The following is a 24,719-nucleotide window of genomic DNA, read 5'->3' on the forward strand; positions in this document are numbered from 1 at the left end:
CTGCGGGCGTCAGCCGTGTGGCCGCTTTCCCGCCGGATCGGGCTCGCGCGGAGCCTCGCGTGGAACGGATCGCACAGGCGGTGGACCGCCGGGGGCGAACGAAGGGTCGACGCGATGGAGCTGATGACGGGCAGTGCGGTGGGGCCGCCCTCGGGCAGCGCGCCTGGGGGCACGGCCGACCGGGCGCGGGGCGCACTGCTGGGGCTCGCGGTGGGGGACGCGCTCGGTGCCCCGGCGGAGAACCTGCGGCCGTCCGAGATCCGGCGCCGCTGGGGGCGCATCGAGGGCTTCGTGAGCGACGACCCGGCGGGGACGGACGACACGGAGTACGCGATCTTCTCGGGGCTGCTCCTGGCCCGGCACGGTTCGGCGCTGACCGTGTCCCACGTGGAACGGGCCTGGCACCACTGGATCGCCGACCTGGACGAGGGCCCGTTCCGGGGGGCCGGTTTCAGCGAGCGCGGCACGCTGGAGAACCTGCGCAGGGGGCTGGCGGCACCGATCTCGGCGCAGCACCGGCACGCGTGGAGCGACGGGCTCGCGATGCGGGCGGCGCCGTTCGGCGTCTTCGCGGCGGGGCGGCCGGCGGAGGCGGCCCGGCTGGTGGCGGTGGACGGGCGGGTCAGTCACGAGGGCGAGGGGATCTACGGGGGTCAGGCGGTCGCGGCGGGGGTGGCGGCCGCCATGGTGGGGTCCGGGCTGGCGTCGGTGATCGCCGCCGCGCTGTCGGTCGTGCCGATGGACTCGTGGACGGCCCGTTCGCTGCGGCGCGCGGTGACGGCCGCGCAGCGTGCGTACCCGGACCGGCTGACCGCGGAGCGCGCGGTGCGCTCCGCCGTGGTGATCGGCGGTTACCCGTGGACGGACCTGGCCCCGGAGGCGGTGGGACTGGCGTTCGGGGCGCTCACGGCGGCGCGCGGCGACTTCCGTACGGCGGTCCTGACGGCCGTGAACATGGGGCGGGACGCCGACACGACGGCGGCGGTCGCCGGAGCGCTGGCCGGGGCGCTGCACGGGGCCTCGGCGATTCCCCGGGACTGGGCGTCGGCCGTGGGCCCGGTGCGGGGCAGCTGTCTGCCGTCCATGCGGGGCTACCACGTGCTGGACATCGCGGAGCTGCTCACCCCGGACGACGACGGCGGCGACGCGGCCGGCGGGCCGGTCCCCGTCGGCGGGGAGGCCGGACGATGACCGCCGCGCACCGGCCCGCGGACGGCCCCGTCCGGGAGGCCTCCACCGGCTCGCCGTCCGCCGGCCTCGTCGGCCTTCGCGTCGCCGCGGAGCGGGCCCTCGGTCCCGGGCCGGACCGTACGGCCGGGGCGCGGGCCGGGGAGCGGCGGCGCCCGGCCCCCGGCCGGCAGGCACGCGTCGAGGGGCTGCTGCTCGGGCTGGCGGCCGGGGATGCGGCCGGCTGGCCCGCCGCCCGGCACCGGGCGGCGCGGATGCCCGAATGGACCCGGCGGCTCACCCGGGAGCTGGACACCTTCGCGGAGCAGAACGCGACGACGACCCTGCCGGTGCCCATCGCGCTCAACCAGCCGCCCGAACCGCTGCGGCTCGGGCCCTCCGACGACGCCGAGTGGGCCGCGTTCGCCGCCCGTACGGTGCTGGCCGCCGCCGCCGACCACGCACCCGGCCTCTCCCCCGGCCACCGGATGCGGGACGCGATCGACCGCTCGTGGAACGCCCTGGCCGCCGAGGTGGCCGCCGCCGGCGCCCGGGCCCCCGAGGTCGAGTCCGCGGTCCTGCCCCTGCGGGCCCGGATCTCCGTACGGGCGGGGCTCGGCAATCTGGCGGCCGGGCTGCGCCCTCCGGCCACCGGACACGACAATCCGCACTACTTCGACGACGCGGCCTGCGTCCGGGCCGCCGTCCTCGCGGTGGTGCACCCGGGTGACCCCTCGGCCGCAGCGGGGCTCGCCGAGTTCGACGCCCGGTACACCCAGGACGGTGACGGGGTGCACGGCGCCCGGGCGGTCGCCGCCGCGATCGCCGAGTCCCTGGCCGGGGCGGACGTCGACACCGTGGTGAACGCGGCGCTCGACTTGCTGCCCGAGGGCACCGAGATCGCCCGCAACGCCGTCCACGCGGTGCGGCTGGCCCGGGAGTTCGCGGGTGAGGCGGCCGGCGCCTTCGCCCTCGTCCCCGTCCTGGAGCACCAGATCGTCGACCACGTCTACAGCTACGGCATCGCCGCGGCCGAGACCGTGCCCGTCGCCCTCGCCCTGACCGCCGCGGCCCGGGGCGACATCGCGCAGGCAGTCCCCGCGGCGGCCTGCCTGTCCCGGGTCGCCGACTCCGCTCCCGCCCTGGCCGGGGCGCTGACCGGCGCTCTGGGCGGGATCGGCGCCGTCCCCGCGGGCTGGCGGGAGGCCTGCCGCACGCTGGCGGGATGCGCGCTGCCCCGGCTCGCCGGGACCGACCTCGTGGAACTCGCCGGACTGCTGGCAGCCACGGAACCAGCCTCCCCGGGTGGACAATTCCGGCATGACACCCAAAACGCCCGCACCGTTCGCAGCAGGCACGATCACCACGGCGCTCACGCTCGATGACCGGATCACCGGAGCGCTCGTCGGCGCGGCCGTGGGCGACGCGCTCGGCGGACCCGTCGAGGGCTGGACCCCGGAGCAGATCGCCGAGCGCCACGGTGGCCGCGTGACCGGCGTCGTCGGCCCCTGGCACGGGGACGACTGGCGTACCGCGCGCCCCATCGCCCCGTACCACAAGGGCGACGGGCACGTCACCGACGACACCCTGATGACGCACGCGCTGGTCCGGGTCTACGGCACGGTCCGCGACCACCTCGACGCGTACGACGTGGCCGACCACCTCGTTCCGGACCTGATGTCACGGCCCCGGTGGATCCCCGAGCTGGAGGCGGAGGCGCTCCCCCTGCAGCGGATCTTCCTCGCCGAGAAGTGGATCGTCACACGGCTGCACTACGGCCACGCCGACCCCCGCGAGGCGGGCTCCGGGAACATCGTCAACTGCGGGGCCGCGATGTACATGTCCCCGGTGGGCCTGGTGAACGCCGCCCACCCCGAGGCGGCGTACGCGGAGGCGCTGGACGTGGCCGGCGCCCACCAGTCCTCGTACGGGCGCGAGGCGGCCGGGGTGCTCGCCGCCGCCGTCGCCGCCGCCTGCACGCCCGGCGCCACGCCCACCTCCGTCGTCGAGACCTGCCTGACGCTCGCCAAGGACGGCACCCGGTCGGCGATCGAAGCGGTGTGCGAAACGGCGCAGCGCCACACCGACTTCGAGTCCGCGCTGGCCCCGCTCCGCGCCGCCGTCGCCCCGTTCGACACCGTCGGCCCGCACTACCGCGAGCCCTGCCTCGGCGCCCGCCGCCCCTCCCGGCTGCACGCGATCGAGGAACTGCCGGTCGCGCTGGGCATGCTGCTCGTCGGCGGGGGCGACTACCGGCACACGGTCCTCGGCTCGGTCAACTACGGGCGCGACTGCGACTCGATCGCCACGATGAGCGGCGCCCTCGCGGGCGCCCTGCACGGCGAGCGGGCGGTCCCCGCGGTCTGGGCGAAGACGGTGGCCGAGGCCAGCCGCCTGGACCTGCACGCCCCCGCACGGACCCTGGCGGAGGTGGCCCGCGAGATCTTCGGACGCGACACGGCCCGGCGCCGCGCGCACGAGGCGGCGTTCACGTCACTGACGGGCGAGCGGTGACCGTCCGGCTGACGTGGGTGCAGCCCGAAGACCTGGTGGGGCACGAACTGCGGCAGGCCGCGCAGGACGGCCGCGACGCCGGGGACATCGCGCGCCGCTGGTACGCGGCCGGCGGCGGCCCGGCCCCGGATCGCGCGGGCGCCTCGTCTCCTCCCGCGCCGGCCCGGCTGCGCGCCCTCGCCGAGCGGCTGCTCGACGAACTCGCGGAGCTGGCCGGCCCGGCGGCGGACGACGAGCCGACCGGTCTGGCCGCCGTCCGGGCCGCCTGCCCGCGCTGGCCGGCGCCCCGCACCCGAGCCGTGTCCCTCGACCCCGAACGGCTGCACGCCGCCTGGCTCGGCCGTGCCGTCGGCTGCCTGCTCGGGAAGCCCGTCGAGAAGCTGCCGCTCGACGGCATCCGCGCGCTGGCCCGCGCCACCGGCAACTGGCCGCTCACCACCTGGTTCACCGCCCGGGGACTGCCCGCCGAACTGGCCGCCGCGCACCCGTGGAACCGGCGCTCGGCCCCCACCTCCCTCGCCGAGAACATCGACGGCATGCCGGAGGACGACGACCTGAACTTCCCGTTGCTCACCGTGCTCCTGCTCCAGCGGTACGGGCACGGGTTCAGCACGGCCGACCTCGCCCGGCTCTGGCTCGACGAGCTCCCGGCCGGCCGCGTCTTCACCGCCGAGCGCATCGCCTACCGCAATCTGCTGGACGGCATCGAACCGCCTGAGACCGCCCGCCACCGCAACCCGTTCCGCGAATGGATCGGCGCCCAGATCCGGGCCGACGTGCACGGCTGGACCCACCCGGCGGACCCGGCGGCGGCCGCGGCGCAGGCCCACCGCGACGCGGTGCTCACCCACACGGCCAACGGGGTCTACGGCGCGATGTTCACGGCCGCCGCGCTCGCCGAGGCGGCCGGTGGCGAGACGGACGTCCACGGCTGCCTGGCCGCCGGCCTGCGGGTGGTGCCGCCGCGCTCCCGGTACGCGCGAGCGGTGCGCCTCGGCATCGGGACTGCTCGCGCCGAACGGGACTTCGACGTGGTCGTGGACCGGCTCCACGCGGTGTACGCGCCCACCCACCACTGGGTGCACGTCCTGCCCAACGCGGCGTTGCTGGCCGCCGCCCTCACCCACGCGGACGGTGACTTCGGCCGCTCCGTCTGCCACGCGGTGTCCGGCGGCTGGGACACCGACTCCAACGGGGCGACGGCCGGATCGCTCGCGGGGCTGCTCGCCGGACGGCCCTCCGCGCTGCCCGCCCACTGGACCGCGCCCCTCAAGAACCGGCTCGCCACGTCCGTGGGCGGCTTCGGCTCCCTCGGCTTCGACACCCTCGCCGAACTGACCTATCAGGAGGTACACCGCCCATGACCGCGATCGCGGTGCTCGGCAGCACCAACATGGACCTCGTCGCCTACGTCCCCCGGGCCCCCGCACGCGGGGAGACCGTCACCGGGCGGGAGCTGCGTACCGTTCCCGGCGGCAAGGGCGCCAACCAGGCCGTCGCCGCGGCCCGCGCGGGCGGCGACGTGCTGATGATCGGCGCCGTCGGCACCGACGAGTACGGTTCACGGCTCAGGACGAACCTGGTCCACGCCGGCGTGGACACGGACCTCCTGCACACCGCCGCGGGCCCCAGCGGGACCGCGCACGTCGTCGTCGACGACGAGGGCGCCAACTCGATCGTGGTGATCCCCGGCGCCAACGGCACCGTGACCTCCCTCGGCCCCGGTGAGACCGCCGCGATCGCCGCGGCGGACCTGCTCCTGCTCCAGCTGGAGCTTCCCCTCACCGCCGTCACCGAAGGGGCCCGGAGCGCCCGGTCCCGGGGCGTGCGGACGATCCTCACCCCCTCCCCCGTACAGCCCCTGCCGTCACAGCTGCTGGACTGCGTCGACCTGCTGGTCCCGAACGAGTTCGAGGCCGCGGCGCTCTCCGGGTGCGGGGAACCGCACGCGGCGGCGGAGATGCTGCTCCGGCAGGTCCCGGAGGTCGTGATCACGCTCGGCCCGAAGGGCTGCCTCTACGCGGCCAGGGACGCCGAGGCGGTCCTCTTCCCCGCCCCCGGGGTCACCGCCGTGGACACGACCGGCGCCGGCGACACCTTCGTCGGCACGCTGGCCGTGGCTCTCGGGGAGGGGCGCCCCATGCCCGAGGCGCTGGCATGGGCGTCGTCGGCCGCGGCCCTCTGCGTGCAGAGACCGGGCGCCTCCACGTCGATGCCGTACCGCAGCGAGATCGATGCCGCATGACTTCTCCGACGACACCGCAGCCCCTGGCCGGCCTGCGGGTGCTGGACCTCGCCACACTCTTCGCCGGGCCTCTCGCGGCCACGATGCTGGGTGACTTCGGGGCCGAGGTGATCAAGGTCGAGCATCCCCGCAGGCCCGATCCCGCACGCGGGCACGGTCCGGCGAAGGACGGCATCGGCCTGTGGTGGAAACTCCTCGGCCGGAACAAGCGCGCGCTGACCCTCGACCTGTCCGGCCCGGGCGGCCGGGACCTGCTGCTGCGCCTGGCCGAGGAGACCGACGTGATCGTCGAGAACTTCCGGCCGGGGACGCTGGAGCGCTGGGGCGTCGGCTGGGAGGAACTGCACGCCGTCAACCCCCGCCTGGTCCTGGCCAGGGTCACCGGCTTCGGCCAGCGCGGCCCGTACGCGCAGCGGCCGGGCTTCGGCACGCTCGCCGAGGCGATGAGCGGGTTCGCGGCCGTCACCGGCGAGCCGGACGGACCACCGACCCTCCCGCCGTTCGGGCTCGCCGACTCGATCGCCGCGCTCGCCACGGCGTACGCCGTGATGACGGCCCTCGCGGGACGTGACGCCACGGGGCTGGGCCAGGTGGTCGACATGGCGATCATCGAGCCGATCCTGATGGTGCTGGGGCCGCAGACGCTCTGGTACGACCAGCTCGGTTACGTCCAGCCCCGTACCGGCAACCGCTCCCGGAACAACGCCCCACGCAACACCTACCGCACCTCGGACGGCCACTGGGTGGCCGTCTCCACCTCCGCCCAGTCGGTCGCCGAGCGCGTCATGCGGCTGGTGGGCCGCCCCGAGCTGACCCGGGAGCCGTGGTTCGCCGCCGGGGCCACCCGGGCCGAGCACGCCGACGAGCTCGACGAGGCGGTGGGCCACTGGATCGCCCGGCGCACCCGGGAGGAGGTGGTGTCCGCGTTCGAGAAGGCGGAGGCGGCCGTCGCCCCGGTCCAGGACGTACGGGACGTGATGGAGGACCCCCAGTACCGGGCGCTGGGCACGATCACCGAGGTCGACGACCCCGAGCTGGGGCCGCTGAGGATGCAGAACGTGCTGTTCCGGCTCTCCCGGACGCCGGGGGCGATCCGCTGGGCGGGCCGGCCGCACGGCGCCGACACGGAGGAGATCCTGACGGAACTGGGCCTCACCGCGGCCCGGATCGCGGCGCTCCGGGCCGAGGGCGCCCTGTGAGCGTGAGCGCGGCGAGGCCGCGGACGGTGGCGCTGACCTGGCTGTACGTCCCGGGAGACCGGCCGGACGTGGTCCGCAAGGCGCTCGGGGCGGGCGCGGACGTGGTGATCGTCGACCTGGAGGACGCGGTGGCGCCCGACCGTAAGGAGTACGCGCGGGCGGCGACCGCGGAGCTCCTCGCGGACCCGGCAACGGCGGATCCGGCGGCGGTGCCGGTCCATGTCCGGGTGCACGGCGAGGACGACGTGACGGCCCTGGCGGGTCTGCCCGGGCTCGCCGGGCTGCGGCTACCCAAGATCACCCATGCGGCGTCCGTGCACCACGTGGCGGCGCTGGCACCGGGCGTGCCGCTGTATCCGCTGCTGGAGTCGGCGCTGGCCGTCGAGCACGCCTACTCGATCGCCGGGGCGCACCACGACGTACGGGGCATCGCGCTGGGCGAGTCGGATCTGCGGGCCGACCTGGGCGTACGGGAGGACGCCGGGCTCGACTGGCCGCGCGGCCGGGTGGTGGTCGCCGCCCGGGCGGCCGGCCTCGACCCGCCCGTCATGTCGGTCTTCCCCGACGTCCGGGACCTGGCGGGGCTGCGGTCGTCCTGCGCGCACGGGCGGCGCTCGGGGCTGCTCGGGCGGGCCGCGATCCATCCCCGGCAGCTGCCGGTCATCGAGCAGGCGTTCAGGCCCACGACGGGGGAGATCGAGGCGGCGGAACAGATCCTGGAGGCCGCACGGGAGCGGGCGGGGGCGCAGGCGCTGCCGGACGGACGGTTCGTGGACGCGGCCGTGGTGGCGACGGCGCAGCGCACACTGACGCTGGCCCGGCGGAGCTGACCGGGCCGCGGAGGGGCCGGCCGGGGGGCGGAGCGGCCGCGCGGGCCGGAGAAGGCGGCCGGAGCGGGAGCGACGGAAGGGGCCGCCGGACTCGGTGGTCGGGCGGCCCCTCGTCGGATGCGTCGCGCGTCAGCTCTTGTCGGCCTTCTGCGGGGCCCCGTCGGCCTCGGGGTCCTTCGCCGCCGCCTCGGCGGCGTCCTCCTCGGCCCCGGCGGGCTCCTCGGTGTCCGGCTCGCCGGCCTCCGCGTCCCCGGCCGCCTCCACCGCGGAGGGTTCGACGATCTCCTCGCGGCCCGGGCGCACCTTGGACGAGATCACGATGTACGTGACCGCGAGGGCGAAGACGATGAGGGCGGTCCACACGTTGAGCCGGAGGCCGAGCACGTGGTGGGCCTCGTCGACGCGCATGTACTCGATCCACGCGCGCCCCGTGCAGTAGGCCGCGACGTACAGGGCGAACGCACGGCCGTGCCCGAGCGTGAAGCGGCGGTCGGCCCAGATGACGAGGAGGGCGACACCGACGCACCACAGGGACTCGTACAGGAACGTCGGGTGGTAGGTGCCCGCCACCCGGTTCGTGCCCTCACTGATCTTCAGCGCCCACGGCAGGTCCGTCGGCCTGCCGTACAGCTCCTGGTTGAACCAGTTGCCCCAGCGGCCGATCGCCTGGGCGAAGGCGATCCCGGGTGCCAGCGCGTCGGCCCAGGCGGGCAGCGGGATCCCGCGGCGGCGGCAGCCGATCCAGGCACCGACCGCGCCGAGCGCGATGGCGCCCCAGATGCCCAGTCCGCCCTCCCAGATCTTGAAGGCGTCGACCCAGTCCTCACCCTCGCTGAAGTACAGCTGGTAGTCGGTGATGACGTGGTAGAGCCTGCCGCCGACGAGGCCGAAGGGGACGGCCCAGACGGCGATGTCGGCGACGGTACCGGCACGGCCGCCCCTGGCGATCCAGCGCTTGTTGCCGAACCAGACGGCGACGAAGACACCGATGATGATGCAGAACGCGTAGCCGCGGAGCGGGATCGGGCCGAGCTCGATCACCCCGGTCGACGGGCTGGGAATGAAGGCAAGGTTCATGACGAGGACGACGCTACCCTGCCGGGTACGGCGTACGGCAAGCCGTGGGGCAACTTCTGGGTAACGAGCGCCCCGGCCCGCGTCCCCGGGGCGGCTACGACGCCGTGGGGGTCGCCCCGACCGTGCCCCGCTTCTTGCCCTTCCCGGCCTCGGTCACCCACTTCTCGAGGTTGGCGACGGAGATCTCCTCGTTCCCCTTCTTCGGGAAGATCGACTCCCCGTTGAGCAGGACCGTCGGAGTGCCCTGGAACCCGCCCGCGGCGAAGGCCTTGTTCGACTTCTGCACCCAGCTGTCGTGCGTCCCGTCCCGCACACAGCTGCGGAAGGCCGGTGTGTCGAGGCCGTCCACCTTCCCGGCCAGCTCGATCAGCCTGCTGTCCTGACCGAAGGCGTCGTCGGTCTCGGCGGGCTGGTTGCGGTAGAGGACGTCGTGGTAGGGGGCGAACTTGCCCACGTCCTGGGCGCAGGCCGCCGCGTTGCCCGCCCGCAGGGACCCGTCACCGCCGAGATTGCCGTCGATGATCGTGGCCAGGTGGTACTCCACCTTGATCCGCCCGCTGTCCGCCATGTCGGTGATCGTCTTGCGGAACGCGTTCTCGAACTGGGCGCAGACCGGGCAGCGGAAGTCCTCCCAGACGGTGAGCGTGGACGGCGCGTCGTCCGCCCCGACCTGGATGGCGAGTCCGTCCTTGCCGGTCGCCCCGGACGGGGTGACGGCAGGCCCGGCCTCACTGCCCTTGCCGTTCTTCCCCGCGTTCGCGGCGATCAGGCCGATCACGGCGGCCAGCGCCAGGACCCCCACCACCGCGGCGGAGACGATCAGCGTGCGGCGACGGCGCTCCCGGGCGCGGTCCTGCTCACGCTGCTGGACGAGCCGGTCACGCGCGGCCCTCTTTCGGTCTTCGTTCTTCTCGCTCACACCGCGCAAACGAACCGGGGAGGCACGTGAGCGCCTCCCCGGTACCAGGTCCACCCGTACGGGTGACGAGCGGTGTCAGCGCTTTCGAACGCCTTCGGCCAGTTCGCCCGCCAGCTCACGGACGGCGGTGAGACCGGCCCTCTCGTCCGGGGCGTCGAGCATCCGCTTGACGAAGGCGGAACCGACGATCACGCCGTCGGCGAAGCCCGCGACCTGCCGGGCGTGCTCGGCCGTGGACACGCCGATGCCGACGCAGACCGGGAGGTCAGTGGTGGCACGGGTGCGCCCCACCAGGTCCTGGGCCTGCTCCCCGACCGACTCGCGGGTTCCGGTGACCCCCATCAGGGAGGAGGCGTAGACGAAGCCGGAGCCCGCCGCCGTGATGGTGGCGAGGCGCTCGTCCTTGCTGCTCGGCGCGACGACGAAGACGGTGGCCAGACCGTGCTTCTCCGCGTGTTCGCGCCACAGCGCGGACTCCTGGACCGGCAGGTCGGGCAGGATGCACCCGGCGCCTCCGGCCGCGGCGAGCTCGGCGGTGAAGCGCTCCACGCCGTACCGGTCGACGGGGTTCCAGTACGTCATGACGAGGATGGGGGCGCCCGTCGCCTCGTACGCCTCACGGACCGTGCGCATGATGTCGGCGATCCTGACGCCGCCGCGCAGCGCGATGTCGTCGGCGGTCTGGATGACCGGGCCGTCGAGCACCGGGTCGCTGTGCGGCAGCCCCACCTCGATGATGTCGGCGCCGCCCGCCACGGCGGCCTTGATCGCCTCGATGCCGGCGTCGACGGTGGGGAAACCGCCGGGCAGGTAGACGATGAGCGCGGCCCGGTCCTCGGAACGGGCGCGTGCGAACGTCTCGCCCAGCAGGCCGATGGTGCCGGTGTGCGTACCGGTGGTCATGACTGGGGCTCCCCCTCCGCGTCGGCGGCGACCTCGCCGTCGATGTCGTACAGCCCGAAGTACCGGGCCGCCGTGTCCATGTCCTTGTCGCCACGGCCGGACAGGTTGACCAGGATCAGCCCCTCCTCGCCGAGCTCCTGCCCGACCTCCAGCGCGCCGGCCAGCGCGTGCGCGCTCTCGATGGCCGGGATGATCCCCTCGGTGCGCGAGAGCAGCCGCAGCGCCCGCATGGCGGCGTCGTCGGTGACCGCGCGGTACTCGCCGCGGCCGGTGTCCTTGAGGTAGGCGTGCTCCGGGCCGATCCCCGGGTAGTCCAGGCCGGCCGAGATCGAGTACGGCTCGGTGATCTGGCCCTCGTCGTCCTGGAGGACGTAGGAGCGGGAGCCGTGCAGGATGCCGGGTTCGCCCGCGGTGAGGGTCGCGGCGTGCTCGCCGGTCTCCACGCCGTGCCCGGCGGGCTCGCAGCCGACGAGCCGGACGCCCGCGTCCGGGATGAAGGCGTGGAAGAGGCCGATGGCGTTGGAGCCGCCGCCGACGCAGGCGACCGCGGCGTCGGGGAGCCGGCCGGTGCGCTCCAGGAGCTGGCGGCGGGCCTCGACGCCGATCACGCGGTGGAAGTCGCGGACCATCGCGGGGAAGGGGTGCGGGCCCGCGACCGTACCGAAGAGGTAGTGCGTGCGGTCCACGTTGGCGACCCAGTCGCGGAAGGCCTCGTTGATGGCGTCCTTCAGCGTCCGGGAGCCGGACTTCACGGCGATGACCTCGGCGCCCAGGATCCGCATGCGCGCCACGTTGAGCGCCTGGCGTTCGGTGTCGATCTCGCCCATGTAGATGGTGCACTCGAGCCCGAAGAGGGCGCAGGCGGTCGCCGTGGCGACCCCGTGCTGTCCGGCGCCGGTCTCCGCGATGACCCGGGTCTTGCCCATGCGCTTGGTCAGGAGTGCCTGCCCCAGCACGTTGTTGATCTTGTGCGAGCCGGTGTGGTTGAGGTCCTCACGCTTGAGGAAGACCCGGGCGCCACCGGCGTGCTCGGCGAAGCGCGGGACCTCGGTCAGCGCGCTGGGACGGCCGGTGTAGTCGACCATGAGTGCGTTGAGCTCGGCGGCGAAGGCCGGGTCGGCCTTGGCCTTGGCGTAGGCGACGGCCACCTCGTCCACGGCGGCGACGAGCGCCTCCGGGATGAAGGTGCCACCGAACGAGCCGAAGTACCCCTCGGCGCTGGGGATCAGACCCTCGGGGTCCGGGATGAAGAAATCGGACGACATGGCGACATGCTCCTCGGCCTTGCGACGGGTGGGTTCACCGTATGCGCCGTGGGCGGAGCGCCGCGCCGGCCGCGGGACGGTCGGTGCGGTGGGCCGTGCCGGTCGCTCCGGACGGGTGTGTCCGGGGGACGTGCGACGGCCGGGGCTCGCTACGGCGCGGACCCCGTGCGCCATCGCATGCCGTTGACCTGACCGGGTTCGTCGCCGATGACGTACCGCACGCGCCGGCCGTGCACGCGGCGCGCGGGCGCGCGGCAGCCGCGTGGGCGGCAGCCGCGTGCCAGGGGCGCGTGCGGGTCCCGGGCCGTGGCCCCGGCGGGGCGCAGGCCCGGCCGGATGCGCGACGCGGGGTGGTCGGCGGTCATGGGAAGGGCTCAGCCCCGTCCGTGCCGGAGCGCGGGGTGGGCGCCGGCGGCGACGAGGTCGGCGACGGCGGCCCGGGGGTCACGGCCGGTGACCAGGGACTCGCCGACGAGCACGGCGTCCGCGCCGGCGTTGGCGTAGGCGATGAGGTCGTGCGGGCCGCGCACACCCGACTCGGCCACCTTGACGATGTGGTCGGGGATCTCGGGCGCGACACGTTCGAACGTGGAACGGTCGACCTTGAGGTCCTTCAGGTTGCGGGCGTTCACCCCGATGATCTTCGCCCCGGCGTCCACGGCACGCTCCGCCTCCTCCTCGTCGTGCGCCTCGACGAGCGGCGTGAGGCCGATCGACTCGGCGCGCTCGATGAGCGAGACCAGTGCCTCCTGGTCGAGGGCGGCGACGATCAGGAGGGCGAGGTCGGCGCCGTAGGCCCGTGCCTCCCACAGCTGGTACGAGGTGACGATGAAGTCCTTGCGGAGGATCGGGACGTCCACCTTGGCGCGGACGGCCTCCAGGTCCGCGAGCGAGCCGCCGAACCGGCGCTCCTCGGTGAGGACCGAGATGACGGACGCGCCACCGGCCTCGTAGTCCGCGGCGAGCGCGGCCGGGTCGGCGATGGCGGCGAGGGCCCCCTTGGAGGGGCTGGAGCGCTTGACCTCGCAGATGACGGTCACGCCCTCGCCGCGCAGGGCGGCGACTCCGTCCTTGGCCCCGGGAGCACGGGTCGCGCGCTCCTTGAGCTCGTCGAGGCTGACGCGCGCCTGCCGCTCAGCGAGGTCGGCGCGAACGCCGTCGATGATCTCGTCGAGCACACTCACGCGAGCGGCCCCCTTCCGGAAGGGTGATGAGGGAACAGGATCAGCTACCCCGATGGTATCCGCAGGAGGCCCGCGGGCCCGCATCCGGCGACCGCACGTCCCACCACCTGGGCGTTCACGGTGCCAGCGCAGCGCCGGCCGGCAGGTTCCGGACGACGGAGAAGACGACCAGGACCGCCCCCGCGGCCCACCAGTAGGCGGGCGCGAGGCCGATACGCAGGGGCGCTCCCCGGGCTGCCCGGATCATCCAGAGCACCCAGACGACGGCGAACACGGCGTAGCCGGCCACGGCCAGGGCGTTGGAGCCGAGGGCCCCGGCCAGGTCGCCGTGGGCGACGTCGTAGGCGCTGCGCAGCCCTCCGCACCCGGGGCAGAGCAGGCCCGTGAGGCGCAGCAGGGGGCAGACCGGGTAGTGACCGGGCTCGTGGGGGTCGACCGTGGCCACGTAGCCGAAGGCTCCGAGGACGGCGGCCATGACGCCGGTGGGGGTGGCGAGCCGCCGGAACCGGGAGGCGGGTGCCGGGGCCGCGGGAAACACGGGCCCGTGGCCGGCGGGCGCACCCGGCGGCGGACCGGGGGGCCGGGGCGTGGGCGGTACGGGCTCAGGGGCGGGGGGAGATGCTGAGGCGTCCACCCGGTGATTGTCCCCCGCTGACGTGCGAAGGCGCAGCCCCGTCCGGGCTGCGCCTCACGTGTCGCGTACGGGCCGGTGGTCAGAAGCTGGTCTGGGCCTGCCCGGCGCGAGCCCTGGCCTCGGCCAGTTCGCTGGACTCCTTCGGCATGCCGAGGCCGGCCATCTTCATGGCGAGACCGACGACCCCGCCGAGGAGGACGACGGCGATACCGGCCCAGAAGCCGAGCGGGTTCGCCGCGACCATGAAGAGGCCCGCGATGCAGAAGCCGATGAAGGAGATGATGACACCGGTCCAGGCGGCCGGGGTGTGTCCGTGGCTGCTGCCCGCCATGAGTTGCTCCTCGTTGGTGTTGCGCTGTGGGTGATGCTCTTCAGCGAGCTGAAGGTGACGCTGTGCGGAAAGAGGTGACGCTGTTCGGAAAGCTCAGTGCCATTGTCCCGTACGTGCCGGTAGGACGTGAGCCTGGGGGGTCATGCCTCGCGCGTCGGGTCCTCGCCGCGGTCCAGGGCCTTCCAGAGGTCCTCGGGCCGGTCGGGGTCCGGGGCGGCGGGCGCGGCCCTGCGGGCGCGCGGGGTGCCGTCGCGTTCGTAGCGGCCCGACATGGTGGGCCACCGGCTGCCGTGACGCAGGGCGAGGAGTCCGGCGAGCAGGAGCAGCACTCCGCCGACGGCCGTCACGTAGGGCCAGGCGGTGTGACTGAGTGCTTCGACGGTGGCGGCGGTGTCGCCGGTGGTCTGCGCGGCCTTCTCGTCCAGGGCGGCGCTGTCGGAGGCGCCGGCCCAGGCGCTCACCGCGGCGCCGAGGCCGCTGAGGGCCAGGAGCCCGGCGACGATCACCCGGCCACCGCCGCGGACGGCGAACACCGCGACCAGGGCGGCCAGGCCGACGACGGCGAGGGCCGCCGGGAGGCCGGTGACGTCCTGGCCGTCGGCGCTCAGGGGCAGGGTCCCGCCGCCGACGGACGCCTCTCCCTCGGCCCAGATCCGGCCGGAGGCGAGGAGGACGACGGTGGCGCCGGCCGCCCCGAGGGTCAGGCCGGCGGCCAGGCTGCGGCGGCTCCCGGCGCTGTCGGACGCGGCAGCGGCTCGGGCACGGGGCTGGGGTACGGGGACAGCACTCACGTCCTCCACTATCCCCTACGCCTTCGGACCTTCCGGCAGTCGGGGGCGGTCCCGGTGGACCCGGAGCCGGTTCGCCGTGTGCACGGCGCGCAGGACCGCGGCGGCCTTGTTGCGGCACTCGGTGTCCTCGCCGACCGGGTCGGAGTCGGCGACGACGCCCGCTCCCGCCTGCACGTACGCGGTGCCGTCGCGCAGCAGGGCCGTCCGGATGGCGATGGCCGTGTCGGAGTCCCCGGCGAAGTCGAGGTAGCCCACACAGCCGCCGTACAGGCCGCGGCGGGTGGGTTCGAGCTCCTCGATGATCTGCAGCGCGCGTGGTTTGGGGGCCCCGGAGAGGGTGCCGGCCGGGAAACAGGCGGTGAGCACGTCGAAGGCGCTGCGGCCCGCGGCCACGCGTCCGGTGACGGTGGAGACGATGTGCATGACGTGGGAGTACCGCTCGACCGACATGAAGTCGACGACCTCGACGCTGCCGGGTTCGCAGACCCGTCCGAGGTCGTTGCGGCCGAGGTCGACGAGCATCAGGTGCTCGGCGCGCTCCTTGGGGTCGGCGAGGAGTTCGTCGCCGAGCGCCTGGTCCTCCTGCGGGGTGGCGCCGCGGTGCCTGGTCCCGGCGATCGGGTGGACCATGGCCCGGCCGTCCTCGACCTTGACGAGCGCCTCCGGGCTGGATCCGACGACGTCGAAGCCGTCGAAGCGGAAGAGGTACATGTACGGCGAGGGGTTGGTGGCGCGCAGGACCCGGTAGACGTCCAGCGCGCTCGCCGTGCACGGGGTCTCGAAGCGCTGGGAGGGCACGACCTGGAAGGCCTCGCCCGCCCTGATCCGCTCCTTGATCTCCTCGACGGCGTCCTGGTAGGCCGCGCCGCCCCACAGGGCGGTGCAGGGCGGGAGTTCGGAGGGCGGCAGGACGGCGGGGGTGTTCTCCACGGACCGGGAGAGGTCCCTCTCCATGGCGTCGAGGCGGGCGACCGCGTCGGTGTACGCCTCGTCGACGCCGGTGTCCAGGTCGTTGTGGTTGATCGCGTTGGCGATCAGCAGGACGGTGCCGTTGCCGTGGTCGAGCACGGCGAGGTCCGAGGTGAGCAGCATCGTCAGTTCAGGCAGCCCCAGATCGTCGACGCCGTGCTCGGTGATCTTCTCCAGCCGGCGTACGACGTCGTATCCGAGATAGCCGACCATGCCTCCGGTGAAGGGCGGCAGTCCCTCGTCGGCGACCAGGTCGCGCGGGGTGTGCAGGGTCTCGACGGTGGCGCGCAGGGCCTGCAGCGGGTCGCCCTCGCGGGGGACGCCGACGGGCGGGGTGCCGATCCAGTGGGCCCGGCCGTCGAGGGCGGTGAGCGTGGCGGCGCTGCGCACCCCGATGAAGGAGTACCGGGACCAGGTGCGGCCGTTCTCCGCGGATTCGAGGAGGAAGGTGCCGGTGCGCTCGGCCGCGAGTTTGCGGTAGAGCCCGACCGGGGTGTCACCGTCGGCGAGCAGGCGGCGGCTGACGGGGATGACACGCCGGTCGACGGCGAGCGTGCGGAACGTCTCGAGATCCATGGCGGATGACCTTACTGGGACGGGGCGAGCGGGAGGACGTCCGCGTCGAAGCAGGTGCGGTCGCCGGTGTGGCAGGCGGCGCCCGTCTGGTCGACCCTCACCAGGACGGTGTCGGCGTCGCAGTCCAGGGCGACCGACCTGACCTGCTGGATGTGGCCGGAGGTGTCCCCCTTGACCCAGTACTCCCGGCGGCTGCGGGACCAGTAGGTGCAGCGGCCCGTGGTGAGCGTGCGGTGCAGGGCTTCGTCGTCCATCCAGCCGAGCATCAGCACCTCACCCGTGTCGTACTGCTGTGCGATTGCGGGCACCAGGCCGTCGGGGCCGCGCTTGAGGCGGGCCGCGATGGCCGGGTCGAGATTACTGGCGGGCGTGGGGCCGGGCGTGCTGGTCATGCGCCCATTGTGCCGCGCGGGACAGGGCCCTCCGGGCGCGCGTCCACTGGGCGGACCGCGGGCGGCGGCCGTACGCTGGCGGGCATGTCGACCCATGCCAAGCGTGAACGTCTTCTGCTCGCCGATCTGTTGGAAGCGGCGGGCCCCGAGGCCCCGACCCTGTGCAATGGCTGGAAGACCCGTGACCTGGCCGCCCACGTCGTCGTGCGCGAGCGCCGGGCGGACGCGGCGGGCGGCCTCGTGCTGGGTGCGCTGAAGAACCGGCTGGAGCGGGTGCAGGCCGAGTTCGCCGCGAAGCCGTACGAGGAACTGCTCCAGCTCATCCGTACGGGCCCGCCCCGGATGTCGCCCTTCGGCCTGAAGCAGCTGGACGAGGCGGCGAACACCGTCGAGTTCTACCTCCACGCGGAGGACGTGCGCCGCGCCCAGCCCGACTGGGCGCGGCGCGACCTGGACCCGGTCTTCGCCGACACGCTGTGGTCGCGCACCGAGAAGACGGCCCGGATCATGGGACGCCGGGCACCGGTGGGTCTGGTGCTGCGCCGCCCCGACGGCCAGACGGTGGTGGCCCACAAGGGCACCCCGGTGGTGACCGTCACCGGGGAGCCGGGTGAGCTCCTGCTGTTCGCGGCCGGGCGCCAGGATGCCGCCCGGGTCGAACTGGACGGTGACAAGGACGCGCTGGCCCGGCTGCGGACGGCCGAACTCGGTCTGTGACCGCCCGCCGCCCCGGACCTGGAGCCGGGCACCGCGGCGGCCGGGGGCCCGGGCCCGGACGGGAGGCCCGGGCACGGACGGGAGGCCCGGGCACGGACGACGACCCGGACGGCGGGGCGCGGGTCCGGACGGCTGGGCGCGGACCCGGGGCGGCGGGGCCCCGGACGTCCCCCCGACAGGGTGAGGGACCTACCGGTCCAGCAGTCTGGCGAGTTCGGTACGGGACCGGACCCCCAGCGCGGCGAAGACGTTGCGCAGGTGGTGGTCGACGGTCCGCGGGCTCACCGAGAGCCGCACCGCCACCTCCCGGTTGGTCGCACCCTCGGCCACGCAGCGCGCGATCCGCTGCTGCTGCGGGGTCAGCCCGGCCATCGGGTCACGGCCGCCCTGGTCCGGCACGTCCACCGCCTCCCCCGCCGCCCGCAGTTCACCACCGGCCCGGTCGGCCCAGACGCGGGCCGAGCAGCGTTCGAACGCGACGAGCGCGTCGCGCAGCGGGCCGCGGGCCTCCCGGGGGCGGCGCCGCCTGCGCAGGGACTGGCCGTGGAGCAGCTGGGTGCGGGCGCGCTCGAAGTCGCCTCCGGCGCGGTCGTGGTGGCTCAGGGCCTCCTCGTACCGCGCCGCGGCCTCCTCGGGCGGTGCCAGCAGGGCATGGCAGCGGGCCAGCTGGGCGGGTACCTGCGGGTCGGTGGTCCGAGCGGTCCACAGCGCGAACTCCGCCACGGCACGGTCGAGTCCGACCGAATCCGCGGCGGCACGACCGGAGAGCACCACCGCCTCGACGTAGCAGGGCACGGCCAGCAGCCGAGTGGCGAAGTGCCCCGTCCTCGGCCCGGGCCGCACGAGCGGCCCGAGCCGGGCGGCCGCCTCACCGGGCCGGCCTGCGGCCAGATCCGCGCGGGCGACGGCCCAGGTGGCGAGCGTCGCCGCCTGGGTCAGGCCGTGCGGTCCGGCGCCCGCGAGGGCCGCGTCGGCATGGGCGGCGCAGACGTCGGCGGGCCCTTCCACGGAGGCGGCGAGGGCGAGCACGGCATGCAGATGAGTGGCCGCGTTGGGCTGCCCGGTACGCCGCGCGGCGTGCAGTCCCTCCAGGGCGTGGGCCCGCGCCCGCGCGTGGCGGCCGACGCGCAGTTCGGCGTAGGCCAGCCGTTCGAGGGCACGCGGCAGCAGGGCGTCCGGCCCCCGGGTGCGGACGGCCGCCAGGGCCCGGGCACCGGCCCGGCAGGCCGCGTCGACCTCACCGAGCACCAGGGCCGCGGCCGCCGCGCGGAGCAGTTCGCCCGGGTCCTCGGCCCGGTCGGCCCGGTCCAGGCAGCACCGCAGGAGGGCGTGCCCGCGGTCGGTACGGCCGCCGAGCACGGCGCACATGCCGGCCCGGTACTGGGCCGTGGCCCGGTCGGCCGCGGTGACCGGGATACGTGTCATGGCGTCCAGGTAGGCGATGGCGTCACCCAGGTCCCAGGCGGCCTCCGCCGCGCCGAACAGGGCCTCCAGGGTGCGCCGCGGATCGTGCGGGGCCAGCAGCACGGCCGCGGCCAGCAGGGACTCGCGGGCGTCCGCGGCGGGCCCGTCGCCGAGGGCGAGCATGCCGCGTACGTACGGTGCGCCGCCCCCGGCGGGGTGGACGCCGGTTCGGGCCAGCAGGGCACGGGCCCGGCCGGTGTCACCGGCGAGCCGGGCGTGGTCGGCCGCCGCGGCGAAGCGCGCGGCGCGCCGTATGTCGTCGGTGGAGAGTGCGGCGGCGTGGGCCAGCGCAGCGGACCGCTCGGCGTGCGGGCGGGGGGCGACGGCCGCCGCCTCCAGCTGCCCGGCGAGGGTGGCGTCCGGCCCCGGTGCGGCGCAGGCCCGCTGGACGAGGGCGGGCAGCGGGGGTGCGCCGGGGCCGGTGAGCACTGCGGCGAGCAGGTCGTGCACGGCCCTGCGCCGTCCGGGCGGCGCCCGGTGCAGGACCGCACGGCGCAGCAGCGGGTGACTGAAGTGCACCCGGCCGCCCGCGTGTCGGAGGGCGCCCGCGGTCCCGGCGGGGGCGAGCAGGATCCGGTCGAGCTGGGCGGTGGTCAGCCCGGCGCGGGGCCCGGCCCGCAGGAGCAGGGCCGTGTCCGCGCCGGCCCCCTCCGGTTCGTGTTCCTCGGCGGCCGCGGCCAGCAGGAGCAGAGTCCGGGTCTCCGGAGGGAGGCCGTCGAGGGGGGCGGCGTGGGCGTCGAGGACGCCCTCGGCACCGGGCAGCGGATACGGCAGCGCGGTGCGGCCGGCGAGCTGGTCGGGGGCGAGGCGGCCGACGAGCCCGGCCAGCAGCCGCGGGTTCCCGGCAGCCTCGCGCAGGAGTTCGCCGCGTACGACGGGGTCGACCTCGCCGGCGGCGGTGAGCCGGTCCAGGAGCGCGGCCGACGCCTCGCCGTCCAGGGGCCCGAGGCGCAGCACGGGCACTCCGGCGAAGCTCGTCGCGTCGGCGGCGCCGATCACCACGGCGACCCGGCTGCCGGCGCCGAGTCTGCGGGCGGCGAAGCCGAGCGCGGCCCGGGAGTCGGGGTCCCAGTCGTGGGCGTCGTCCACGCAGACCAGCAGGGGCCGCCGGGCGCCCATATCCTTCAGCAGGCCGATGAGGCCGCCGGGGGTGATGCCGGAGCGCAGGATCCGGTCGGGTGCGACGGGCAGCGGGCCGGGTGCGGAACAGAACAGGGCGTGCAGTCCGCTGTAGGGCAGCCGTTGTTCGGCGGGCGCCGCGGTGGCGTACAGGACGGGTCCGTCGCGTCCGTCGCGGTGGCCGGTGACCGCCTCGCGCAGCAGGGCGGTGCGCCCGAGGCCGGGCGGGGAGGTCAGTACGAGCGCTCCGCCGTCTCCCTGCCACAGTCGGCGCAACAGGGTTTTTATGACGGCGAGTTCAACGCTGCGGCCGTACAGCCGGAGCGGACTGTGCACGGTCGTCGATGGGGTCACGCTCTCACGTTACTTATCCGGGAACAGCGCCGGAAGGCTGACTTCCGCACTGCTCGGCGGGAGGCACCGGTACGGTGCCGGCTCCCCGTGCGGCGCGGGCCGCGCTGCGCACGGGCACAGTCCCGGCCGGCCGGGCGGCGCCTGTGACCTCGGCGCGGGGACCGCGTCACTGACGAGACGTCATGGCCCTTGTCCCGCTCCACCGGTGTACGGCCCGCGCCGGTGCGGCCGAAGGCGCCGCCGCCACCGGGCGGCTTCGTCCCGCGGTGGCCGGGCCCGGTGGCGTGAGCCCGTACGCCCGCCAGGGCGCGGGGCGCACCGCGGGCCCGGACCGCCCGGGCGGCCCGGCCCCGCTCCCCCGGTTACGAGGTGTGCGGGCAGTTGCCCCGGTACTCCGCGATCGTCAGGCTCGCCGAAGGGATCGGGCAGAGGAACTGCTCGTAGCGGGTGTCGTTGTCGATGAACCGCTTCAGCCACGAAATGCTGTACTTGGCGATGGTGGTGTCGGAGGAGTTGGGGGTGAAGTGCGTGGCCCCCCGCAGTTCCAGGTACGCCTTGTCCAGCGTGCTGGGCAGGGAGTTGTAGAACGGGCTCGAGTGCGTGGCGACGGGGGCGATCGTGTCGCCGTCCGCGCCGACGACCAGCGTCGGGGTCTTCAGCTCCGGCCAGGTCTTGTCGGTGTTCCAGCCGGTCAGCGGTATCGCCGCCTGCAGGGAGGGCCGGTCCTTCGCGGCTTCGAGGGTGCCGCCGCCGCCCATGGAGTGGCCCATCACGCCGAGCCGGGAGGTGTCGATCCGGCTGCGCACCGAGCTCTCCTGGGTCAGGTAGTCCAGCGCGGCGAGGAGCTGGTCACCCCGGCTGGCGGGCTGGTCCACCGTGGTGTTGGTGTCGATGGTGAAGACGACGAAGCCCTGGGAGGCGAGCCGCGGGCCGAGCCAGGCGATGCTCGACTGGTAGGCGGTGAAGCCGGGGGAGATGGCGACCGCGCCGAAGGTGCCGTCCGAGGTGGACGTCGGGTAGTAGATCGTGCCGCCGCCGAAGCCGCGGACCCGCAGCGAGGAGACCGAGGTCTCCGAGACGGCGTACGGACCCCGGGACGCCTCGATACTGGAGTTGCTCGGCGCCGGACCGCGCTCGTACGGGTTGTCGGCGGCCTGGGCGCCTCCCGGGATCAGCGCGGTGAGCAGACCGGCGGTGGCGGCGGCCGCGGCCAGCACGCCCTTGACGGTGCGGGAGCGGCCCTTGACCATGCGGTGGCGGAGGGGGGAGGTGTCGCCGGAGGGAAGGTGCTGCTGCACGAGGGGGTCCTCTCGGTCGTGGCGGGACCACGACCGCGGCAGCCCCCGTCCCCCAGGCCGCGTTTCGGAAGTCCCGTCTGCCCTTCGGGCAGACGACGCCGCTCTCGAAACACGGCCTGGTCGCGGGGTCTTCGGGGTGCGCCGCGTGGGTACCGCCGTCATTCGTTGGCGGTCGCCACTTTCGCGGTGCACCCCGTGCGCGCACATCGGCGAGATCGCCGGTCTTCGCGACCGGCCCTTCCCCGGCCCGGATCAGCGGACCGGGGCTCCGGCCTCCCGGAGGGTCTCCTTGACCTCGGAGATCCGCAGGTCCCCGAAGTGGAAGACGGACGCGGCCAGTACGGCGTCGGCGCCCGCCTCGACGGCCGGCGGGAAGTGCGCGAGCCGGCCGGCGCCACCGGAGGCGATGACGGGGACGGTGACGTGGGCCCGTACCGCCCTGATCATCTCGGTGTCGTAGCCGTCCTTCGTGCCGTCGGCGTCCATCGAGTTGAGCAGGATCTCGCCGGCTCCGAGTTCGGCGGCGCGGTGCGCCCATCCGACGGCGTCGATGCCGGTCCCCCTGCGGCCGCCGTGCGTCGTCACCTCGAAGGTGCCCCCGGGCGTGCGCCGGGCGTCGACGGACAGCACGAGGACCTGACGCCCGAAGCGTTCGGCGATCTCCCGGATGAGCTCGGGGCGGGCGATGGCGGCGGTGTTGACGCCGACCTTGTCGGCCCCGGCCCGCAGCAGCCTGTCCACGTCCTCGGCGGTACGGACCCCGCCGCCGACCGTGAGCGGGATGAAGACCTGTTCGGCGGTGCGCCGGACCACGTCGTACGTGGTCTCCCGGTCACCGCTGGACGCGGTGATGTCGAGGAAGGTCAGCTCGTCGGCGCCCTCGGCGTCGTACAGCTTGGCCATCTCGACCGGGTCGCCCGCGTCGCGCAGGTTCTGGAAGTTGACGCCCTTGACGACGCGGCCGTTGTCGACGTCCAGGCACGGGATGACGCGTACGGCGAGAGTCATCGCTCACCTGCCCGGTAGGCCTCGACCTCGACCTCGACGACCAGCCCGGGGTCGACGAAGCCGGACACGATGATCATGGAGGCGGCGGGACGTACGTCGTCGAACAGCTCCTTGTGGGCGCGGCCCACCTCGTCGACGTCCCGGGCGTGGGTGATGTACATGCGGGTGCGGACCACGTCCTCGCGGCCGAGGCCGGCCTGCTTCAGGGCGTCGAAGGCGACCTGGAAGGAGGTGACGGCCTGCTCGTACGGGCTGTCCGCCGCGACCCGGCCGTCGACCACGGAGGTGCAGCCGGAGACCAGCACGAGCCCGTTCGGCAGCTGTACGGCCCGGGAGTAGCCGAACGCGTCCTCCCAAGGGCCGTCCGAGGAGATCCGGCGTACGGAGTCCGTCATCCGGAGACCGCCTTGAGGGCCTCTTCCAGGGTGAACGCCTTCGCGTAGAGCGCCTTTCCGACGATCGCGCCCTCGACGCCTTCCGGCACGAGGAGGGAGATCGCGCGCAGGTCGGCCAGCGAGGAGACGCCGCCGGAGGCCACGACGGGCCGGTCGGTGGCGGCGCACACGTCCCGCAGGAGCGCGAGGTTGGGGCCCTGAAGGGTCCCGTCCTTGGCGATGTCGGTGACGACGTAACGGGCGCATCCCTCGGAGTCGAGGCGGGCGAGCGTCTCGTAGAGGTCGCCGCCGTCGCGGGTCCAGCCCCGGCCGCGCAGGGTGGTGCCGCGGACGTCGAGGCCGACCGCGATCTTGTCGCCGTGCTCGGCGATGACCTTGGCGACCCACTCGGGGGTCTCCAGGGCGGCGGTGCCGAGGTTGACACGGCGGCAGCCGGTGGCGAGGGCGGCGGCGAGCGAGGCGTCGTCGCGGATGCCTCCGGAGAGCTCCACCTTGATGTCCATGGCGCCGGCCACCTCGGCGATCAGGCTCCGGTTGTCGCCGGTGCCGAAGGCGGCGTCCAGGTCGACGAGGTGCAGCCACTCGGCGCCGGCGCTCTGCCAGGCGAGGGCGGCCTCCATCGGGGAGCCGTAGGAGGTCTCGGAGCCGGACTCGCCGTGGACGAGCCGGACGGCCTGGCCGTCACGGACGTCGACGGCGGGGAGCAGTTCAAGCTTCGGCATTACAGCGTCTCGATCCAGTTGGTCAGCAGCTGGGCGCCGGCATCGCCGGACTTCTCGGGGTGGAACTGGGTGGCCCACAGCGCGCCGTTCTCCACGGCGGCCACAAAGCGTTCTCCGTGCGTCGCCCAGGTGACCCTGGGGGCGCGGATCTTGGCGTTGGTCACTTCGAGGGACCAGTCGTGCGCCGCGTAGGAGTGCACGAAGTAGTACCGGGCCTCCGGGCCGAGGCCGGCGAAGAGCTGGGAGTCCGCCGGGGCTTCGACGGTGTTCCAGCCCATGTGGGGGACGACGTCGGCGTGGAGGGGGCCGACGGTGCCGGGCCACTCGTCGAGGCCCTCCGTCTCGATGCCGTTCTCGATGCCGCGTCCGAACAGGATCTGCATCCCGACGCAGATGCCCATCACGGGGCGCCCGCCGGCCAGCCTGCGGCCGATGACCCATTCACCGCGGGCCTTCTTCAGCCCGTGCATGCAGGCGGAGAAGGCACCGACGCCGGGGACGAGCAGCCCGTCGACGTTCATCGCGGCGTCGAAGTCGCGGGTGATCTCCACGTCCGCGCCGACCCGGGCGAGGGCCCGCTCGGCGGAACGTACGTTGCCGAAGCCGTAGTCGAAGACGACGACCTTCTTCTTGTCGCTCACAGTCC

At 74.6% G+C, this 24,719-nt stretch carries 25 protein-coding genes; 8 read left to right on the forward strand and 17 right to left on the reverse strand.

Features of this window, described 5'->3' with window-relative positions; genetic code table 11:
• Window positions 1-123: 123 nt before the first annotated feature.
• Genes BA175_RS17535 through BA175_RS17565 form a run of 7 tightly spaced genes read left to right on the forward strand, consistent with a single transcriptional unit; the run spans window position 124 to window position 7,955 of the window.
• A complete protein-coding gene (locus BA175_RS17535; protein ID WP_069173087.1) occupies window positions 124-1,191 on the forward strand; it encodes an ADP-ribosylglycohydrolase family protein in 1,068 nt (355 codons plus the stop codon).
• Window positions 1,188-2,552, forward strand: a complete 1,365-nt coding sequence (locus BA175_RS17540; protein WP_069172370.1) for an ADP-ribosylglycohydrolase family protein — start codon at window positions 1,188-1,190, stop codon at window positions 2,550-2,552. Before BA175_RS17535 ends, BA175_RS17540 begins: the two co-directional genes overlap by 4 nt.
• Window positions 2,488-3,681, forward strand: coding sequence for an ADP-ribosylglycohydrolase family protein (locus BA175_RS17545; RefSeq protein WP_069172371.1), 1,194 nt, complete (start codon window positions 2,488-2,490; stop codon window positions 3,679-3,681). The genes BA175_RS17540 and BA175_RS17545 overlap by 65 nt, the downstream gene beginning before the upstream one ends.
• The gene (locus BA175_RS17550) at window positions 3,678-5,045 is read left to right on the forward strand and encodes an ADP-ribosylglycohydrolase family protein (RefSeq protein WP_069172372.1); all 1,368 of its coding nucleotides are present in this window, start codon (window positions 3,678-3,680) and stop codon (window positions 5,043-5,045) included. Before BA175_RS17545 ends, BA175_RS17550 begins: the two co-directional genes overlap by 4 nt.
• Window positions 5,042-5,926, forward strand: coding sequence for a ribokinase (gene rbsK, locus BA175_RS17555; RefSeq protein WP_069172373.1), 885 nt, complete (start codon window positions 5,042-5,044; stop codon window positions 5,924-5,926). The genes BA175_RS17550 and rbsK overlap by 4 nt, the downstream gene beginning before the upstream one ends.
• Window positions 5,923-7,125: a CaiB/BaiF CoA transferase family protein gene (locus BA175_RS17560; protein WP_069172374.1), complete on the forward strand. Its 1,203-nt coding sequence runs from the start codon at window positions 5,923-5,925 to the stop codon at window positions 7,123-7,125. The genes rbsK and BA175_RS17560 overlap by 4 nt, the downstream gene beginning before the upstream one ends.
• 2 nt (window positions 7,126-7,127) lie before the next feature.
• Window positions 7,128-7,955, forward strand: a complete 828-nt coding sequence (locus BA175_RS17565; RefSeq protein ID WP_069172375.1) for an HpcH/HpaI aldolase/citrate lyase family protein — start codon at window positions 7,128-7,130, stop codon at window positions 7,953-7,955.
• 129 nt (window positions 7,956-8,084) lie between these two features.
• Here BA175_RS17565 and lgt read toward each other — a convergent pair whose 3' ends face one another.
• The 11 genes from lgt to hisI all read right to left on the reverse strand — a co-directional run bounded on the left by lgt (window position 8,085) and on the right by hisI (window position 16,996).
• On the reverse strand, window positions 8,085-9,032 hold the full coding sequence (lgt, locus tag BA175_RS17570; RefSeq protein WP_069172376.1) for a prolipoprotein diacylglyceryl transferase: 948 nt from the start codon (window positions 9,030-9,032) through the stop codon (window positions 8,085-8,087).
• A gap of 94 nt (window positions 9,033-9,126) precedes the next feature.
• Complete coding sequence (locus BA175_RS17575; RefSeq protein WP_069172377.1) at window positions 9,127-9,951, reverse strand: DsbA family protein; 825 nt, start codon at window positions 9,949-9,951, stop codon at window positions 9,127-9,129.
• Window positions 9,952-10,026: 75 nt separating this feature from the next.
• A complete protein-coding gene (trpA, locus tag BA175_RS17580) occupies window positions 10,027-10,854 on the reverse strand; it encodes a tryptophan synthase subunit alpha (protein WP_069172378.1) in 828 nt (275 codons plus the stop codon).
• Window positions 10,851-12,119 carry a tryptophan synthase subunit beta gene (trpB, locus tag BA175_RS17585; RefSeq protein WP_069172379.1) on the reverse strand — a complete coding sequence of 423 codons (1,269 nt, stop codon included), beginning with the start codon at window positions 12,117-12,119 and terminating at the stop codon, window positions 10,851-10,853. Before trpB ends, trpA begins: the two co-directional genes overlap by 4 nt.
• A 149-nt stretch (window positions 12,120-12,268) precedes the next feature.
• Complete coding sequence (gene trpM, locus BA175_RS31835; protein WP_069172380.1) at window positions 12,269-12,484, reverse strand: tryptophan biosynthesis modulator TrpM; 216 nt, start codon at window positions 12,482-12,484, stop codon at window positions 12,269-12,271.
• A 9-nt stretch (window positions 12,485-12,493) separates the two neighbouring features.
• Window positions 12,494-13,303 carry an indole-3-glycerol phosphate synthase TrpC gene (gene trpC / locus BA175_RS17595; RefSeq protein ID WP_069172381.1) on the reverse strand — a complete coding sequence of 270 codons (810 nt, stop codon included), beginning with the start codon at window positions 13,301-13,303 and terminating at the stop codon, window positions 12,494-12,496.
• Window positions 13,304-13,418: 115 nt separating this feature from the next.
• Window positions 13,419-13,937, reverse strand: coding sequence for a DUF2752 domain-containing protein (locus BA175_RS17600; protein ID WP_079159658.1), 519 nt, complete (start codon window positions 13,935-13,937; stop codon window positions 13,419-13,421).
• A gap of 79 nt (window positions 13,938-14,016) precedes the next feature.
• Entirely contained in the window at window positions 14,017-14,268 is a 252-nt protein-coding gene (locus BA175_RS17605; RefSeq protein WP_069172383.1) for an HGxxPAAW family protein, read from the reverse strand.
• 140 nt (window positions 14,269-14,408) lie between these two features.
• Window positions 14,409-15,068, reverse strand: a complete 660-nt coding sequence (locus BA175_RS17610) for a TIGR02234 family membrane protein (protein WP_069172384.1) — start codon at window positions 15,066-15,068, stop codon at window positions 14,409-14,411.
• 6 nt (window positions 15,069-15,074) lie between these two features.
• On the reverse strand, window positions 15,075-16,604 hold the full coding sequence (locus BA175_RS17615; RefSeq protein ID WP_069172385.1) for an anthranilate synthase component I: 1,530 nt from the start codon (window positions 16,602-16,604) through the stop codon (window positions 15,075-15,077).
• An 11-nt stretch (window positions 16,605-16,615) separates the two neighbouring features.
• Complete coding sequence (gene hisI / locus BA175_RS17620; RefSeq protein ID WP_069172386.1) at window positions 16,616-16,996, reverse strand: phosphoribosyl-AMP cyclohydrolase; 381 nt, start codon at window positions 16,994-16,996, stop codon at window positions 16,616-16,618.
• An 84-nt stretch (window positions 16,997-17,080) separates the two neighbouring features.
• Between hisI and BA175_RS17625 the strand changes: the two genes are divergently transcribed.
• A complete protein-coding gene (locus BA175_RS17625) occupies window positions 17,081-17,713 on the forward strand; it encodes a TIGR03085 family metal-binding protein (RefSeq protein WP_069172387.1) in 633 nt (210 codons plus the stop codon).
• Window positions 17,714-17,902: 189 nt separating this feature from the next.
• On the opposite strand, the gene BA175_RS17630 is transcribed toward BA175_RS17625, so the two are convergent.
• The 6 genes from BA175_RS17630 to hisH form a co-directional block, all read right to left on the reverse strand.
• Window positions 17,903-20,650 carry a LuxR C-terminal-related transcriptional regulator gene (locus BA175_RS17630; RefSeq protein WP_438947338.1) on the reverse strand — a complete coding sequence of 916 codons (2,748 nt, stop codon included), beginning with the start codon at window positions 20,648-20,650 and terminating at the stop codon, window positions 17,903-17,905.
• 362 nt (window positions 20,651-21,012) lie between these two features.
• Window positions 21,013-21,948 (reverse strand): bis(hydroxyethyl) terephthalate hydrolase, encoded by a 936-nt coding sequence (gene bdeA, locus BA175_RS17635; protein WP_069172389.1) that lies wholly within the window; start codon window positions 21,946-21,948, stop codon window positions 21,013-21,015.
• A 252-nt stretch (window positions 21,949-22,200) separates the two neighbouring features.
• Entirely contained in the window at window positions 22,201-22,956 is a 756-nt protein-coding gene (hisF, locus tag BA175_RS17640) for an imidazole glycerol phosphate synthase subunit HisF (protein WP_069172390.1), read from the reverse strand.
• Window positions 22,953-23,351, reverse strand: coding sequence for a RidA family protein (locus tag BA175_RS17645; RefSeq protein WP_069172391.1), 399 nt, complete (start codon window positions 23,349-23,351; stop codon window positions 22,953-22,955). Before BA175_RS17645 ends, hisF begins: the two co-directional genes overlap by 4 nt.
• A complete protein-coding gene (gene priA / locus BA175_RS17650; protein WP_069172392.1) occupies window positions 23,348-24,073 on the reverse strand; it encodes a bifunctional 1-(5-phosphoribosyl)-5-((5-phosphoribosylamino)methylideneamino)imidazole-4-carboxamide isomerase/phosphoribosylanthranilate isomerase PriA in 726 nt (241 codons plus the stop codon). The genes BA175_RS17645 and priA overlap by 4 nt, the downstream gene beginning before the upstream one ends.
• Window positions 24,073-24,714: an imidazole glycerol phosphate synthase subunit HisH gene (gene hisH, locus BA175_RS17655; protein WP_069172393.1), complete on the reverse strand. Its 642-nt coding sequence runs from the start codon at window positions 24,712-24,714 to the stop codon at window positions 24,073-24,075. Before hisH ends, priA begins: the two co-directional genes overlap by 1 nt.
• Window positions 24,715-24,719: the final 5 nt, after the last annotated feature.

Origin of the sequence: Streptomyces griseus, assembly GCF_001715295.1 — a bacterium.
Lineage (GTDB): Bacteria > Actinomycetota > Actinomycetes > Streptomycetales > Streptomycetaceae > Streptomyces > Streptomyces griseus_G.